The 14,449-nt window shown below is 49.3% G+C and carries 17 protein-coding genes; 11 read left to right on the forward strand and 6 right to left on the reverse strand.

The features are described 5' to 3' along the window. Window positions 1-640: 640 nt before the first annotated feature. From EHT25_RS07660 to EHT25_RS07670, 3 genes are read right to left on the reverse strand one after another with little or no spacing between them, the layout of a single operon-like run. Complete coding sequence (locus EHT25_RS07660; protein ID WP_124872908.1) at window positions 641-1,339, reverse strand: SDR family NAD(P)-dependent oxidoreductase; 699 nt, start codon at window positions 1,337-1,339, stop codon at window positions 641-643. A 26-nt stretch (window positions 1,340-1,365) separates the two neighbouring features. Then, window positions 1,366-1,755: a DoxX family protein gene (locus tag EHT25_RS07665; protein WP_124872910.1), complete on the reverse strand. Its 390-nt coding sequence runs from the start codon at window positions 1,753-1,755 to the stop codon at window positions 1,366-1,368. A gap of 52 nt (window positions 1,756-1,807) precedes the next feature. Next, window positions 1,808-2,512 carry a DsbA family oxidoreductase gene (locus EHT25_RS07670; RefSeq protein WP_229311462.1) on the reverse strand — a complete coding sequence of 235 codons (705 nt, stop codon included), beginning with the start codon at window positions 2,510-2,512 and terminating at the stop codon, window positions 1,808-1,810. A 231-nt stretch (window positions 2,513-2,743) separates the two neighbouring features. Here EHT25_RS07670 and EHT25_RS07675 point away from each other — a divergent pair, with 231 nt between their 5' ends. Further along, the gene (locus EHT25_RS07675; protein ID WP_124872914.1) at window positions 2,744-3,088 is read left to right on the forward strand and encodes a winged helix-turn-helix transcriptional regulator; all 345 of its coding nucleotides are present in this window, start codon (window positions 2,744-2,746) and stop codon (window positions 3,086-3,088) included. 197 nt (window positions 3,089-3,285) lie between these two features. On the opposite strand, the gene EHT25_RS07680 is transcribed toward EHT25_RS07675, so the two are convergent. Together EHT25_RS07680 and EHT25_RS07685 are read right to left on the reverse strand one after the other, a co-directional pair. Next, the gene (locus EHT25_RS07680) at window positions 3,286-3,474 is read right to left on the reverse strand and encodes an IS3 family transposase (RefSeq protein WP_185731296.1); all 189 of its coding nucleotides are present in this window, start codon (window positions 3,472-3,474) and stop codon (window positions 3,286-3,288) included. 59 nt (window positions 3,475-3,533) lie between these two features. Then, the gene (locus EHT25_RS07685) at window positions 3,534-3,842 is read right to left on the reverse strand and encodes an RsbRD N-terminal domain-containing protein (RefSeq protein WP_124872916.1); all 309 of its coding nucleotides are present in this window, start codon (window positions 3,840-3,842) and stop codon (window positions 3,534-3,536) included. Window positions 3,843-4,467: 625 nt separating this feature from the next. Here EHT25_RS07685 and EHT25_RS07690 point away from each other — a divergent pair. Continuing rightward, complete coding sequence (locus tag EHT25_RS07690) at window positions 4,468-4,953, forward strand: VOC family protein (protein ID WP_124872918.1); 486 nt, start codon at window positions 4,468-4,470, stop codon at window positions 4,951-4,953. A 618-nt stretch (window positions 4,954-5,571) separates the two neighbouring features. On the opposite strand, the gene EHT25_RS07700 is transcribed toward EHT25_RS07690, so the two are convergent. After that, window positions 5,572-6,003: an IS5 family transposase gene (locus tag EHT25_RS07700; protein WP_124872922.1), complete on the reverse strand. Its 432-nt coding sequence runs from the start codon at window positions 6,001-6,003 to the stop codon at window positions 5,572-5,574. Window positions 6,004-6,416: 413 nt separating this feature from the next. On the opposite strand from EHT25_RS07700, the gene EHT25_RS07705 reads away from it, so the two are divergent. The 9 genes from EHT25_RS07705 to EHT25_RS07745 all read left to right on the forward strand — a co-directional run bounded on the left by EHT25_RS07705 (window position 6,417) and on the right by EHT25_RS07745 (window position 14,439). Next, on the forward strand, window positions 6,417-7,154 hold the full coding sequence (locus EHT25_RS07705; RefSeq protein ID WP_124872924.1) for a LytR/AlgR family response regulator transcription factor: 738 nt from the start codon (window positions 6,417-6,419) through the stop codon (window positions 7,152-7,154). Between the two features lie 518 nt (window positions 7,155-7,672). Beyond that, window positions 7,673-8,608 carry an NAD-dependent epimerase/dehydratase family protein gene (locus EHT25_RS07710; protein ID WP_124872926.1) on the forward strand — a complete coding sequence of 312 codons (936 nt, stop codon included), beginning with the start codon at window positions 7,673-7,675 and terminating at the stop codon, window positions 8,606-8,608. A 50-nt stretch (window positions 8,609-8,658) separates the two neighbouring features. Next, entirely contained in the window at window positions 8,659-9,765 is a 1,107-nt protein-coding gene (locus EHT25_RS07715; protein ID WP_124872928.1) for a nuclear transport factor 2 family protein, read from the forward strand. Window positions 9,766-9,836: 71 nt separating this feature from the next. After that, window positions 9,837-10,376: a nuclear transport factor 2 family protein gene (locus tag EHT25_RS07720; protein ID WP_124872930.1), complete on the forward strand. Its 540-nt coding sequence runs from the start codon at window positions 9,837-9,839 to the stop codon at window positions 10,374-10,376. Between the two features lie 60 nt (window positions 10,377-10,436). Then, window positions 10,437-11,495 (forward strand): proline iminopeptidase-family hydrolase, encoded by a 1,059-nt coding sequence (locus tag EHT25_RS07725; RefSeq protein ID WP_124872932.1) that lies wholly within the window; start codon window positions 10,437-10,439, stop codon window positions 11,493-11,495. Between the two features lie 28 nt (window positions 11,496-11,523). Continuing rightward, on the forward strand, window positions 11,524-12,027 hold the full coding sequence (locus EHT25_RS07730; RefSeq protein WP_124872934.1) for a RidA family protein: 504 nt from the start codon (window positions 11,524-11,526) through the stop codon (window positions 12,025-12,027). A 109-nt stretch (window positions 12,028-12,136) separates the two neighbouring features. Further along, on the forward strand, window positions 12,137-13,381 hold the full coding sequence (locus EHT25_RS07735; protein WP_124872936.1) for an acetyltransferase domain-containing protein: 1,245 nt from the start codon (window positions 12,137-12,139) through the stop codon (window positions 13,379-13,381). 29 nt (window positions 13,382-13,410) lie between these two features. Then, window positions 13,411-13,947, forward strand: coding sequence for a GNAT family N-acetyltransferase (locus EHT25_RS07740; protein ID WP_124872938.1), 537 nt, complete (start codon window positions 13,411-13,413; stop codon window positions 13,945-13,947). Window positions 13,948-14,034: 87 nt separating this feature from the next. After that, window positions 14,035-14,439: a hypothetical protein gene (locus tag EHT25_RS07745; RefSeq protein ID WP_124872941.1), complete on the forward strand. Its 405-nt coding sequence runs from the start codon at window positions 14,035-14,037 to the stop codon at window positions 14,437-14,439. Window positions 14,440-14,449: the final 10 nt, after the last annotated feature.

Consider the following 14,449-nt stretch of genomic DNA (forward strand, 5'->3'; position numbering starts at 1 on the left):
GCGCCATACAGCAAATACTTGATCTGCCCTTGTTCGAGCTGGCTAATTTGGATTTCGATCGTGTTATTGCTGACGGTCTGTAAAGCCTTATTCAGTTTGTCTACCAGCAGGCCAATTTAAATTCCTAGCGATTTTTTTCATTAAATGTGCTAAGAAATATAATGTATAATCCCCAAGAGCCATTGAATAGATACTAATATAGAGAAATAACTGAACGCCAAGGAAGGTATTTAGCAAACGGTAATCATCCATTATAGAACTTCACATGCTAAAAGGTTCCTATACAAGTGCGTCTAAAATAACGCTCGTGGCAATTGCACAATTCCTGCTCGGAGCGGAATCCGAGTGCTTCACTATAAAATCAGCCAAATTTGGGATTAAAACAGCACCCGAGAACGTGGTAGAAGGGTAATTTGGAGAGTTACATTGACAGAAATAAGTTGTGTGACCGCCTGGGCTTTCTTACGCACCATCGGCCCGGAGCCATGCTCCTTTTTTTAGAACAAGGATGATTTATTTATCATTCTTGTTCTAATTTACCGGTGAACAGGCCATCAATGCTCACCTTAGTTCTTTTAGATGTAAACGAGTACCTCGGACTATTCATTTTCAAGGTACTCGTTTGCAGTGAATGCGTGATCTAGTTCGCGCCAATAATGATCTCGACTACCTCACGTTTCGTATGAAGATTCCAATGCGTTTCAGCCACTTCGTTAACATGAATGGTTAGCATACCAGCGGGGAAATCACCTTTTGAGGCTATGCCCTCACCGACAACAATGGCCCCAATCGATACGATACCTACGTATACATTGTCCTTACCCAGATCCTCGTGAAGCAAGCGTGCATAATTGAGTAATGCACCGGCAGCTACGCCAAAACTAGCCGTAGCAAAGTTCGGACGCTGAGCGGCTGACGCCGTGGTGAAAAGGATGCTACCCGTTTTGCGCTCGAGCATTTGAGGAAGCACCGTTTGGACGGCTGTGATGGCAGAGAGTACCTGAAAATCTAAATGATATTGTTCATTTTCAACATCAATATTTCTGGGGGTCCGCAGGGTTTCCCAGGCAGGAGAAGGACTAAACTCCAGTACATCGATTGATCCATATGCATCGATTACCTGATTGAGCGCCCGGGTGGTGCTGTCTCGGTCGAGAATGTCAGCTTTGAAAATGCTTGCCGTAATGCCCCTGGCTTGTAGTTTGCTTTGGAGCGGGGCAAGCTTCTCTGTATTTCTGGACAACAGGGCTACGTTGTAACCTTGCAGACCAAATTTTTCAGCGATTGCTAACCCTACACCAGGGCCAGCACCGATAATTGCGATTGTTTGTGCCATCATTTTAAGAAGATTGTTGAAAGTAATTACTACGAAATTTGGCTGTTGAATTTAGGCTGAAATAGCTGCTGCCAGGCCCAATACGACACCCCCGCAGCGGCAAGAATCAACAGCGTAACGCCCCATTTTTCGGGGCCGCCATGGGTGGCCATCAGGGTGTAGGTTGCCCCAATAAAATAAAAGATAAAACCGAAATAAGCTGCTTGCTGGAAGCGTCTAAGCGCGGGAACCAGAATGGTAATGGCACCGACCACTTTAACGAAACCGAAAAAGGGCATGAAATAATCGGGTAGTCCCAGTGCTCTATTGGCCTGGACCAACTGGTCAACTAGGAGGATATTGAAGATGCCCGCGAAGCCAACCAGGGCTAAAAATAGCGTGGATAGCCAATAGATTTGTTTTACGTGCCTAAGAGTCATAATGGATTGATGTTTGGAAATTGAAACGGGTCTGATTTGCTGCCAATGAGCCTTAATTACAGTACCCCTCTGGGGTGCATACAGCTCCTCCGACGATGTCTATTTTCTCATTTTTCGTCTGCACCCATTGCTCGTAGGCCGCGGCTAGTGCCTGAGCGAATACCTTGGGTTGTTGAGCACCGCTAACCGCCTGGGTTTGATTGAAGACAAAGAAGGGCACACCGGTGGCTCCCATTTGTCGTACCCGTTGGGCGTCTTGGCGAACCTTGTCTTTATACAAATCGGATTGTAGAACCTGCTTTACTACATCCGGTTGAAGTCCTGTCTCCGTGCTTAAGGTGAGTAAAGTTTGGTGGTCGCTCAGTAAGGCACCTTCGGTGAAATAGGCCCGGAAAAAGCGCTCTTCCAGATCATTGGTCAGGTTGTATTTTTTGGCCAATTGAATAAGCCGATGGGCATCCAGTGAATTGGTGACCTTCGCCTGATCCAGTCGGTAATCCAGGCCCGCATATTTGGCAGTTTGAACCAATGTTTTATGAACCTGAATGGACCATTCCCGAGTTTGCCCCTTCAATTCGGCTACATAATCATAAAAGCTTTTGTTGGGTTGATACGTCAAGTCGGGGTTAAGCTGAAAGCTATGCCAGACAACCTCTACAGAGTCCTTGGCGGGAAATTCAGCGAGTGCTTTTTCGAAATTTCGCTTGCCGATATAACAAAAGGGACACATGATGTCACTCCAGATATCGACTCTCATTTTTGCGTTCATGTTGGTTGTAATTTTGTGTTGAAAAACGGGTGGTCTCGACGGCTGACTAACGACTTTAAAGCTCAGGACTAGGCTAATCCAAATCTGAGGGTGTGTCATGCGCTAATTGGTAGGAATCGACCGTTTGTTTTTTTTACAAAAGTACCTATATTTGATTACCAAAAGTTATCAGTTACCCGTAGGTAATCAATTACCTTTTGGTAATCAAATAAGAAAGCTATGCCGAATTACACAGATTGTTTAGCTGCTCTGACCCCTATTCGAGATGCGTTGGAAGTAGTCAACGGAAAATGGAAACTGTTGATATTGGTTTCCATTGGGGTCGGAAATCACCGGTTTCGGGAGATACAGCGCAGTATTCCCGATCTAAGCACGAAGGTGCTGGCGAAGGAGTTGAAAGACCTGGAAGAAAATGGATTGATCAAACGTACTGTTGAAGATGGCTACCCTGTTCTGATCACCTATACCACGCTGCCTTATGCGGAAACACTGGGGAGTGTGATCGAGGCTTTGAAGAACTGGGGCGTCCAACACCGCGAACATATCATGGGAGACATGTCCTAGCAATCACCTACCGCATTGGAAGGTAGTAAATACCTTAAAGTTGGAACCGGCCTGGCCATCATCAGACAGCTCTCTGTGCTTTATGTTCACTCTCAAAAACACTCCTTTCTGGAATTGCAATAGTATACTGGAGGATTTTTTAGGCAGCCATTGAGTTTGTAAAAAAATGAGATTCACTTTGATGAGGGATCTGATAATTAAGCGTCGAATGTTTCCGCCGACGGTTGTACGGCACGGGCCGCCCCGCACCCCTCGATATATTCAAATGTAGCCAACCTCGCCTGGTGCCGTGTTTCAAAATTAATGTGATTGACCATCTCACACTTCAGCGTTTTGAAAAAGCTCTCAGCCACGGCGTTATCCCAGCAGTTACCCTTCCTGCTCATACTTTGTAAAACTTCTAGGCCCTTCAATTGATCCCGAAATTCGGCCAGTATAGTCTGGCTTAAATAAATATCTCGGCCAATAATCCGGCCAGGACATAGCCCTTATGCCAGCGAAGGAGACCATGGTCAGCGGCTAAGCGCTCCACCTGAGCTTCCTGGCTTTGCTGCTGCAATTGCTGCTGGAGCACATTGAGCATAAACGGGACTTTGTTGACAAAATCCTCACGGCTTAAGCGGTTAACGCTTTTCAGGCCCGGATCGGCCTCACAGGCGATTCGCCAGTTGGCTAGCAGCGCTTGGCGCCGGGTAGCCAGAAAGGAAGCGAGTTGGCCTAGCGGAGCCGATTCTGAATTGGCAGTGAATATCATGGTTGGGCTGGAAAAATTCCTACATCCGGCAGGAGCGGTTCGACCGGAGGAAGTGATCCCAATTGGGCAACCAGGCGCTAGGAACGTATACGCAAAGCCGTTATCCATTCACCTGAGGTAACGTTTGTTTAAGATAATTGTTTAGGAAAAGTGTAGTATCCTACCGGTTTGGTTCAGACTAAGAGAGACCGGCTAGCCAAGCAAACGAATCTCCTTTCCCTCTCTGGCGGAACATGTAGCTGCCCAATACCAGGCCACTTGCGGTGGGCAGCTACATGTTCTGCGTCAAGCCAACAGGACGATTAAAAATTAGTTGGGGCACCTACCAGTTGCAAAACAAAAACCGGTCGGGTAGAAACAGAGATATTCGGACTTTAGCAACGATAAAGCCGGAGACTATAAGGTTGGAAAACAACGAAAAACCGGCCGAGATTCTTTTTGTCGAGGGAAAACGATCCGATTGAAAGTAGATGGCAATGAAACGATTACACTAAAAATCACAGTTTTCAACGGCACGATCACTCCTGGCTTACACCAATTCAGACTTATAACGAAACAACAAATGATTCTTTTCAAAAAGAACAAAACCAGGCGGTCTTTCTATAAATGTGTCAAAATAACACTCATGATATTTGGGGGGGCACTAAGCGCTCTGGGACAATCTAATTTTGCCAGCAAAACAATTGGCGTAGGGGTGGTAGTCGCCGACCTTGAACGCTCGCTGGACTTTTACGTCAATGGCATCGGTATGGTCAAAACCGGCAGCTTTACCATCAATGAAGAGTTCGGCAAACGTTCCGGCCTGACCAATGGTGTAGCCACGAACGTAACCATACTGAAACTCGAAAACAGCCCTGATGCCACCGACTGGAAGCTGATGAGTTTGGGAGGCAAATCGGCGCATCCAAAGCCCAAACATATTCAGGACGATACAGGCATGCAGTATATCACTATTCAGGTGAAGGCTCTGCAACCCATCATAGACCGGCTAACGAAACTGAAGGTGCCGTTTCTGGGTAGCACTCCTACACCCTTGAATGCCAACGCGCACTTTGTTTTTGTGCAGGATCCCGACGGTACTTTCATCGAGTTAATTGGCCCGCTTCAATAATCCTGAAAACTTGATTTTAACGGCGACGCTCTTAGCCAAAGGCGGCTCCCGCTTATTCATGTTCTCGCTCTGAATGTTCAGATGAAAAACAAGCTCTTTCGATTTGTTGTACTTGTATATCCCTGAAACAGCCTGGCCGATTTTGAGCTATTTGTATTGACAAACCCCATCTCATATTTTGTGCTTTTTGCTTGGAAATTTCCGCAAATAGGGTGATCACTATTCGTTTTTTTGAACCGATATCCTGATCTAAAAAAGCTCTATATTAAAGTTAAAAACCAGGGCGAGTTGACAATTAAAGTATACGAATCATGGCCGAAGCCAAATAAACAAACCCTATAAAGCTGATGACGGTTTTGTCATAGCGGGAAGCTACCCGCCGATATTGCTTAAGTTTGTTAAAATACCGCTCCACTTTATTGTGATCTTTCTATAAATTCTCCTCAATTACACGCTCCTCTAAGCGGTTTTTCTTGGATGGTATCACGACATCGATCCCCGATTGTTGAAAGGTATTAATGAACGAATCTGCATCGTAACGGCACCGGCCGCCCGGCTCGATCTGCGAATAAGCTACTCGTTTCATAATCAGCAACGAATACTTCCGCCTGGGTAATATCAGCCCGTTGGCCCACGGTTAATAATGATCCGCAGTGGATTACCCAGAGCATCCACCGTGGCATGAATTTTCGTCGTCCAACCTTCCACGGATGGCCTAAACATCCGCGACCGGGTTCGCTTTTTGGGGCCGGCTGCATGTTGGTGAGCCCGCACGATGGTCGAGTCAATCATAATCCAATCCAGATCTGGTTCCTGTAACTCGTTAAGAATCGTTTTCCAAACTCCCTTTTTAGCCCATCTCCGAAACCGCCGATAAACCGTGTTCCAGGGATCAAATCGCAGGGATAAATCTCGCCACGGCGCTCTACTGCGATTAATCCATAGTATCGCATTGATAAAGAGTCGATTATCGGCCGCATTTCGGCCCACATCGCCAACTTTTCCCACCAGTAAAGGAGCTATTGTGCCATTATTCGTCGGTAAGCTCATAGCGTCTCATGGACCAAATTTGCAAGGCAGTAATAGATTTACCTAATTGTCAACACGCCCTACAACCTTATCAGTACACAACAAAATAAGAGGCTCATATTGGGTCAGGATATTGGTTCAGAAAATGCGTATCAATAATCACTTCTAGTCCCCGGTTTTCGCTATCGTTATTGAATGCGAAGGACAGCCATTGCAGCCATTCAGGTCCCAGGTGTGAATGAACAAAAACTACAACAGTCGCATGAGGAGGGAAATCGTCTTTCTAAATAATAAAAATTGAGCTTATCTTCGTAACGGATTTGCCGCACCGGCAGTCCGGTCTAACTGTGATAATGCCCAATCCACGTTGCCGAAGATACGCTGCACCATTCCCTAAACATATACTTTTTTTTATCGAATGACTATCATATGACATGGACATAGCCGTGAAGTTGCTCATTGTGGAGGACGAAATGATTATTGCCGCCGATATCGCCCTTCAACTCAGCAAACTAGGCTATGAAGTGAGCGGGATAGTTCCTCGGGGCGAAGAAGCCATCCGACACATCGAAACGAACCGACCTGACCTGATTCTGCTCGATATCAGTCTTAAAGGCTCACTTGACGGTATCGAGACGGCCCATGCGATCCGCCAGCAATGGAACATTCCGATTATTTACGTCACGGCCAATACCGACGAGGCCACCTTTGCTCGGGCCAAAAAAACCCGACCCTACGCCTACATTTCCAAGCCAATCCGGGCCATTGAATTACAACGGGCTATCGAATTGACCATCAGCCGCCTGGCCGACGAGCCTCCTGCCTCTGCCGACCCTGCCCCCGACGCGCCCTTCGTGCTCAATGACCGGATTTTTGTACGGCACCGCGAAAAGATCGTCAAGATTTTCATCGCCGATATTCTTTACGTGGAAGCCGACCGCAACTATTGCCACCTCTACACGGCCGACAAAGAATACCTGCTGACAACGACCCTGAAGGTGATGGAAGATAAACTCCCGGTCAACTTTTTTGTGCGGGTGCACCGCTCCTATCTGGCAAATCTGACGCAGGTCGATGAGGTAGGCGAAGGCCATATCGGAATCGGGGGTAAAACGATTCCGCTCAGCCACCTCCTGCGCGAGGCCCTGCTGAAACGAATCCAGACCATTTGAGGCCTCCGGACAAAACCGGCATTACCGTTCACACATCCGGTAAGAAAATACCCCCTTTCGGACAGTAAAAGGATGCGCTCGTCCGGGCGAACTTGGTTGGGAAATACGCTGGCGATAGTTTAGATCCGTTATCAGCCAAATCGCTTTACCGGGCTGATTGGGCCGCTCCGTTTCAGACCACCACCGAACTATGTTTAACCATGTCGTTCCCGTTTGCCACTATTCATTCGCCGGCTATTTTTTGCTTCCTGTGGATCTCCCCAACTGCCATCTTATAAGCCTACAGAGGCCTGCCGTGGCTACGATTACCGCTCATACGCACAATCGCATCAGGGTAAGTGATACGCGCGGTTCAACACGGAAACCCCTCATCTGACGAATAGAATTGAGAACCGGTCACCTCCTTTCCGATTTGGCCTATTCGGCTGCCAGCTAATTCATTCTTCTTCCTCAACCAAGTCTGTTCACCTCCTCATCACCGGGCTATAAACGGCCCGGTGGTTTAAATCCCAGACTATATGCAAACGGTAGGCGTCCTTGGCGGAGCGGGCTTCATTGGCAGCTACGTCACCCAAAAATTTCTGAACGAGGGATATGCCGTGAAAGTATCGGCTTCTGACCCGGCCAACGCCGAAAAGTACGCTCACCTGAACACCCTCAACAGGGCCGAAAACCTGATGCTGGTGACCTGCGATGTGCGCGATGTGGCTGCACTTGAGTCCTTTATGCAGGGCTGCGCGATTGTGGTACACGGTGGCACACCTTTTCAGCTGGCAGTAGAAGACCCGCAGCGCGACCTGTTAGACCCCACCATCCGGGGTACGGAAAATTTTCTGGCCATAGCCAATCGAACAGAGGGACTCAAAAGTGTAGTGTTCATCGCTTCGGTGGCGTCCTATACTACTTCGTTTCCAATGCCTCCCCCTAACCACCCCGCCGGTCAGGTATTTTCCGAAGCTGATACGCCCTGGTTCAGTGCGGAAGACCATCCCTACGGACAAGCCAAGTTCCTGGCCAACCAGGTCGTACGGAAATTCATCGAGGCAAACCCGAATATACCCTTCGAGATCACTACCGTTTCGCCGGTTTTTGTCATTGGCACCAGCTTGTCGCCCCGCGCCGATTCAACATCGATGGGTATGCTCTACCTGTTTAAAAACAAGATCGCCCCCAACCCATTCGTTGAGATGCTGTTTGCCAACGATGTGGCCTTTTCGGTGGTGGATGTGCGCGATGTGGCCGAGGCCGTTTTTCAGGCCGCTACCCGGTCGGGCTTGCACGGCAAAAACTACCTCCTTTCGAGCGAAAGTTACCCCATCTCCGATCTGTCGCTCATGCTGAACCAGCAACCGCCCGCAGGCGAAGCCGCACTTGTATACAGCAACACCCTGGCGACCAATGACCTCGGCGTAGCGTTCAGGTCTGTACAGGAAACATTACAGCAGGCCGGGTAGAAGGCTGGCTTAGAAACTCACCCAATCAACTCACGTAACCATATTTACCCATGAAAACCAGTAATCTAATTTTCGTCATGGCCCGGCTTTTGACGCTGCTACTCCTTCCGGCTTTCGTAGCCACCACCCTCGCGCAGGGCCTCAACACCGAAGCGGTTGCCTTTACCAAAACCTACCAGACCGCCTACAACAAAGGCGACCGGCCCACGCTGATGACCCTTTTTGCCGACAATGTGGGCTGGGTAAACCCCGATGGCAGTGTATCGCCCGGTTCCAAAGCCGATGTTGAAGCCGACTTTGTACGCGATTTCGGCGAAACGGCCGGGTCGTATATGGAATTCACGGTGGTTAGCACCGAGGCCCAGCCCGATGGCAAGGTAAAAATCGGCACGACCGTCACAGGCTACGATTTTGTGCGGAAAACCGGCGCGAAGCTCAACCCCACGGCGGGCACCTACGAGATGCTGATCGGCAAGGTCGGCGGACAGTGGAAAATCAGTCAGGTCAAGTGGAATATGAACACGATTGGGCTTGAGGTGCGCGACCTGGTGAAGCGATTTCAGGATGCCTTCAACCGCGAGGACGTAGCCACCCTGAAAACGATGTTCACCACCGATGCCGTGCGGACGGCTACGGACGGTACCACCACAAAAGGGGCTGCGATAGTTGATTTTTACACGAAGGGGTTTGTCGATGATGACGTGACCAACGTCATTTCGCTGGCCAGTGTTAGCCCGCAATTCGATGGCAGCGTGATTTTCACGGGAACCTATCACCTAACGGGGCGGTCGGCAAAAGGAGAGCGGATCGTGAGAGAAGGGGCTTACAGCAACACGGCTGTCAAAGAGAACGGGCAGTGGAAGATCAGCCGCAACACCCAATCCAAACTCGTCAAAGCGATGGTCTATCACAAAGTGGCCGACTATGCCGCCTGGAAAAAAGGCTTCGACCGGTTTTATAACGAACGAATGCTGGCGGGCGAACTAAATGCCGAAGTCAGTACGCTGGCCGACGACCCCAACACGGTTTGTATCATCAGCGAGTGGGCCTCGCCCGACGCACCGAAGGCTTTTTTTGCCCGCCCGGATTTGGCGGAAACGATGCGGAAAGACGGGGTCATTGGTAAGCCTACCATGCTGATTATGAGCAAGAAATAACCGACAATACCGCCACCATAATAGCCCGGTTTGTATTGTCGCAGACCGGGCGAAACAACCAAGCCAAGTCAATGAAAATCAACCAAGTTACCCTCGTTTCGGCTGCCTTCATGGCCCTGCTCCTGTTTGCCGCCGGTTGCAATACACCCGCAAAGGAAACGGACACACAAACAACCGAGGTGTCGGCCATGACACCTGAACACAAGCAGGCGATTGAACAGGAAATTTCTGGCCTTGTGAAAGAATTCTTCCAACAGGTCGAAAAACTTGACATCGAGCGGTGCATGACCTACTTCGAAAAAACGCCTGATTTTCAGGCGGTCAATCCCGATGGCACTTTCGGGGATTACAACGCACTCAAAAAATTGAACGCAGACGGGTTTAGCCAGATGAAGACGTTGAGTGTCGTGCCAGCAAAGGAAGCGATTCGGGTTTTGACTGACTCGCTGGTACTTTATACGTTCTCGATGGAACAGAATGCAACGCTCAAAACCGGCCAGAAAATAAAGTTTGAGCACGTCGCGGGAACGATGCTCTTCACCAAAATCAAGGGTGCGTGGAAAGCGACGTTTTACCAGGAGTCGGCAGCGGCACCGGTAGCCGTCAAGTAGCAAAGAGGGAGCGCACATAAAACCAATAACCTTGCAGCTTTTTCTCTATTCGATAGAGCCATGAAAATCAACCAATTTCTACCTTCGCTGTTACCGACCGCTTTTGTTGTTTTGCTCATTGGCCTGACCGTTGTCGGCTGCGACCCAAAACCAAATGCTGACAAGGCGAACGCACTCCAAACCTACTTTGCCCCAGCCGATACAGGTATACAAACCGGGGGTGTGAAAATAATCCCGATCAAGACTCCGAAAGGCACATTCAACGTGTGGACGAAGCGGATTGGCAATAACCCAACGGTCAAGGTTTTGATTCTGCACGGCGGTCCCGGTGCAGGTCATGAGGCCTACGAGGTGTTCGAGAGTTTTTTGCCTAAAGAAGGCATCGAGTTCATTTATTACGACCAACTCGGCGCGGGCAACAGCGACCGACCGACTGACAAGAGCCTGTGGGTATTACCCCGTTTTGTGGAAGAAGTAGAGCAGGTTCGGACAGCGTTGGGGTTAAACAAAGACAACCTTTACCTATACGGTCAGTCGTGGGGGGGCATTTTGGGTATTGAATACGCGCTTAAATACGGACAAAACATCAAGGGTTTAATTATCTCGAACATGATGAGCAGCGCGCCCGCCTACAGCCAGTACGCCAACGACGTACTCGCCAAACAAATGGATCCGAAGGTGCTGGCCGAGATCAAAACCCTTGAAGCCAAAGGCGACTTTACCAACCCGCGCTATATGGAACTGTTGCTGCCCAATTATTACGAAAAGCATATCTGCCGGTTTCCAACGGCGCAGTGGCCCGAACCGCTGAATCGGGGGTTGGCCAAACTGAACCAGGAGCAGTATGTGACTATGCAGGGACCAAGCGAGTTTGGCATGGCGGGTGATGCTAACCTAAAGAACTGGGATCGTAGTAAAGACCTACCCAAAATAACAGTGCCGACGCTTGTTATCGGAGCCACCTACGACACGATGGACCCCAAACACATGGCGATGATGGCCAGGCAGGTCAAAAATGGCACTTTTCTGCTCTGTACCAACGGTAGTCATCTGGCGATGTACGACGACCAGCAAACGTATTTCACCGGATTGATCTCTTTTTTGAAAAAAGGGAATTGATCTCTTCACATTAACCAACCAAATCCCAATGAAACCCAACCAATCCGCCCTGATGCTGGCCGCTTTTGCCGCCCTGCTCCTGTTTACCGTCGGTTGCAATACCGCTCCCCAAAAAGCAGATGAGAAACCAGCGACTCAATCCGATGCACCGGAGTACTTTATGTTACGCCCCGAACTCGAAAAAGCGTATGGCTATTCCCATGCTGTTCGGATTGGCAATGAACTGAAAATATCGGGTGCGGTCAGTATGGACGAGAAAGGAAACCTGACGGCTAAAGGTGATATGGGCCAGCAAATGAAAAATTGCTACGCCGATCTGGACAAAATTCTGAAGCACTATGGCTACACCTGGGACGACGTTGTGGTGGAGAATATTCTGACCACGAATATGCCCGAATTTGTGAATCAGTCGGCTTACCGAAATACAATCTACAAAAAGCAGTTTCCGACCGGGTCGTGGTTTGGCGTGAAGGAATTAGCCTTGCCCGGCCAGTTGATTGAGATCGAGTTAGAAGCCTATAAAGCGCACTGATTCAGTCAAGCAGGTTCAATGATGAGCCTCATCGGTTTTTACAGATTCCTGCCTGGGGTTAGCCCAAACCTTTCAGAACACACAGAAGAGTGTTAGTCGCTATACCGAAATGACCTTTCCGTTCATCCATACATCTGTAACCGCAGGCTCCCGCAATCCAGCGTCTTCATTCATCAACACCCGCATCGAGTCCATCGACGTACTGCGGGGTCTGATTATGATCATTATGGCGCTGGACCATACGCGCGATTTCTTTCACGCCCAGGCCTATACCGACGACCCGCTTAATCTCGATACCACCACGCCGGTCATGTTCGTCACCCGCTGGATTACCCACTTCTGCGCTCCTACGTTTGCCTTACTATGCGGTACGTCCATCTACCTGCAGGGTTTGCGAAAATCGCGCAGCGAGTTGAGTCTGTTCCTGCTGAAACGAGGCCTATGGCTCATTGTCGCCGAGGTGCTCCTGATTGCGCCAGCGGATACGTTTACCCTGTTTAATCCCATCACGCTGGTCGTTTTCTGGTCGCTGGGCATCAGCATGGTGTTCATGGCCGGACTAACGTGGCTGCCGTTCCGGGCCATCCTGAGCATTGGTTTAGCGATCGTTCTAGGCCATAATCTGCTGGATGCAGTGGAACAGGGCTCGGGATTTACGTCGGGTTTTTGGTGGGCGCTGTTTCATGGTGGCGATCACCGTGTGTTAGAATACGCTCCCGGTCGGGCCGTTGTGGTACTGTACCCGTTTCTTCCCTGGCTGGGGCTAATGATGCTGGGCTACTGCCTGGGCCGGTTGTTTGAGCCGGCGGTTTCGGACCGGAAGCGTCAACAATGGCTGGTTTATCTCGGTGCCGGCGCCATTGGGTTATTTGTGGTTCTGCGTTGGCTGAATGGATACGGCGACCCCTTCTCCTGGAGCGTCCAGAAAGACGGCCTCACCACGTTGTTCTCGTTCCTGAAGGTGCATAAATACCCCCCATCGCTGCTGTACATGTGCATTACGGTAGGGCCTGGACTGCTGGGTCTGGCGTTGCTGGAGAACGTTCACAATCGCGTTACGGGCGTGCTGCGCACCTACGGACGAACGGCCTTTTTTTATTACACGATCCATTTTTATGTCCTGCACACCCTGCGCATGATTGTCTTTTTTGCCGCTGGCCATACCATGATGGAGGCCGATAAATCGCTGCAAATCATACCGATGCGGTTTGTGCTACCCGGCGATGGCGGCTACAATCTCGGGGTGGTTTACCTTATCTGGATAGCCGTTGTCGCGTCCTTGTATCCCCTGTGTCGCTGGTTTGATGCCTACAAGACAACGCACAAAGAGCAGTGGTGGCTGAGCTATCTGTAGAAAGTAAACAACCAAAACCTAGTCAGGAAATGAACAAAAGTGAAAAAGTAAAAACAAGAACCGTTGTCATTCCGGACGACCTGGAAACCGTTAAAAAATTATGGTTTGATTATTTAGTTTGGGGGAACGACAAAATGCAGGAACTCTACGGCGTTCATCCCCATAATCCCAAAGAAGCGGTTGAACAGGACATCCAACAGATTGGCAAGTTTCAACCCCCTTACGGCCAATTAATCCTGGCTATTTATGAAGGTGAAGTATGTGGGCTTGGAAGTCTGAAACGGATCAACTCCGATATCGGTGAAGTAAAACGGATGTTTGTTGATCCAGCTAGCAGACGAATTGGAGCTGGACGAGCGATCCTCGAAGGCCTTTTACTTGAAGCGAAAAAAGTCGGTTATAAAAAAATTCGACTTGACAGTCCGAAGTTTATGGAAGCAGCTCATTCCTTATACAAAAGTGTTGGATTTCGTGACATTGGCGCGTATCCGGAAATGGAAATCCCCGCCGAATTTAAAGACTTTATGCTGTTTATGGAATTGGATTTAACGGACGACACTACCTAAATCCAAAATGATGAGCACACAGAAGCCCAGCCTATACATACTGCTGGGGGATCGATTTTAAAACAGTCAAACTAACTAATCAAACCCATGAAACAACTCCTGATTTCCCTAGCTGCTCTTTGGCTACTGGTTAGCCTCGGCCTGTCGACATCTGCACAGGCTCAGCAAACGTCAACGACCCAACTCAAAAGTATCCACCTTTTCGATATGCCAGCGGGTGTAACGGAGGCCCAGCTGTCGGCGTTGATTGGCGAGCTGAACACGGTCATTAAACGCCTGGGCTACAGTAACGCCGGCTACACACTCTACAAAGTAGAAGGAAAAGGAGCCGACAAATACCGCTACTACTTCGAGGGCAATTGGCCCAATGCCAACGCGTACCAGAAAATCCACGACGACAAATCGTTTCAGGAAGCCGATAAAAAATTGGGTACAGTGTACGAGAAAATAAAAGCCGTTGAACTCTACCGTCGCTTAGTGAGGGTCCCCTAAATCGCCTAAA

This window comes from Larkinella rosea (genome assembly GCF_003858635.1).
GTDB classification, from domain to species: domain Bacteria; phylum Bacteroidota; class Bacteroidia; order Cytophagales; family Spirosomataceae; genus Larkinella; species Larkinella rosea.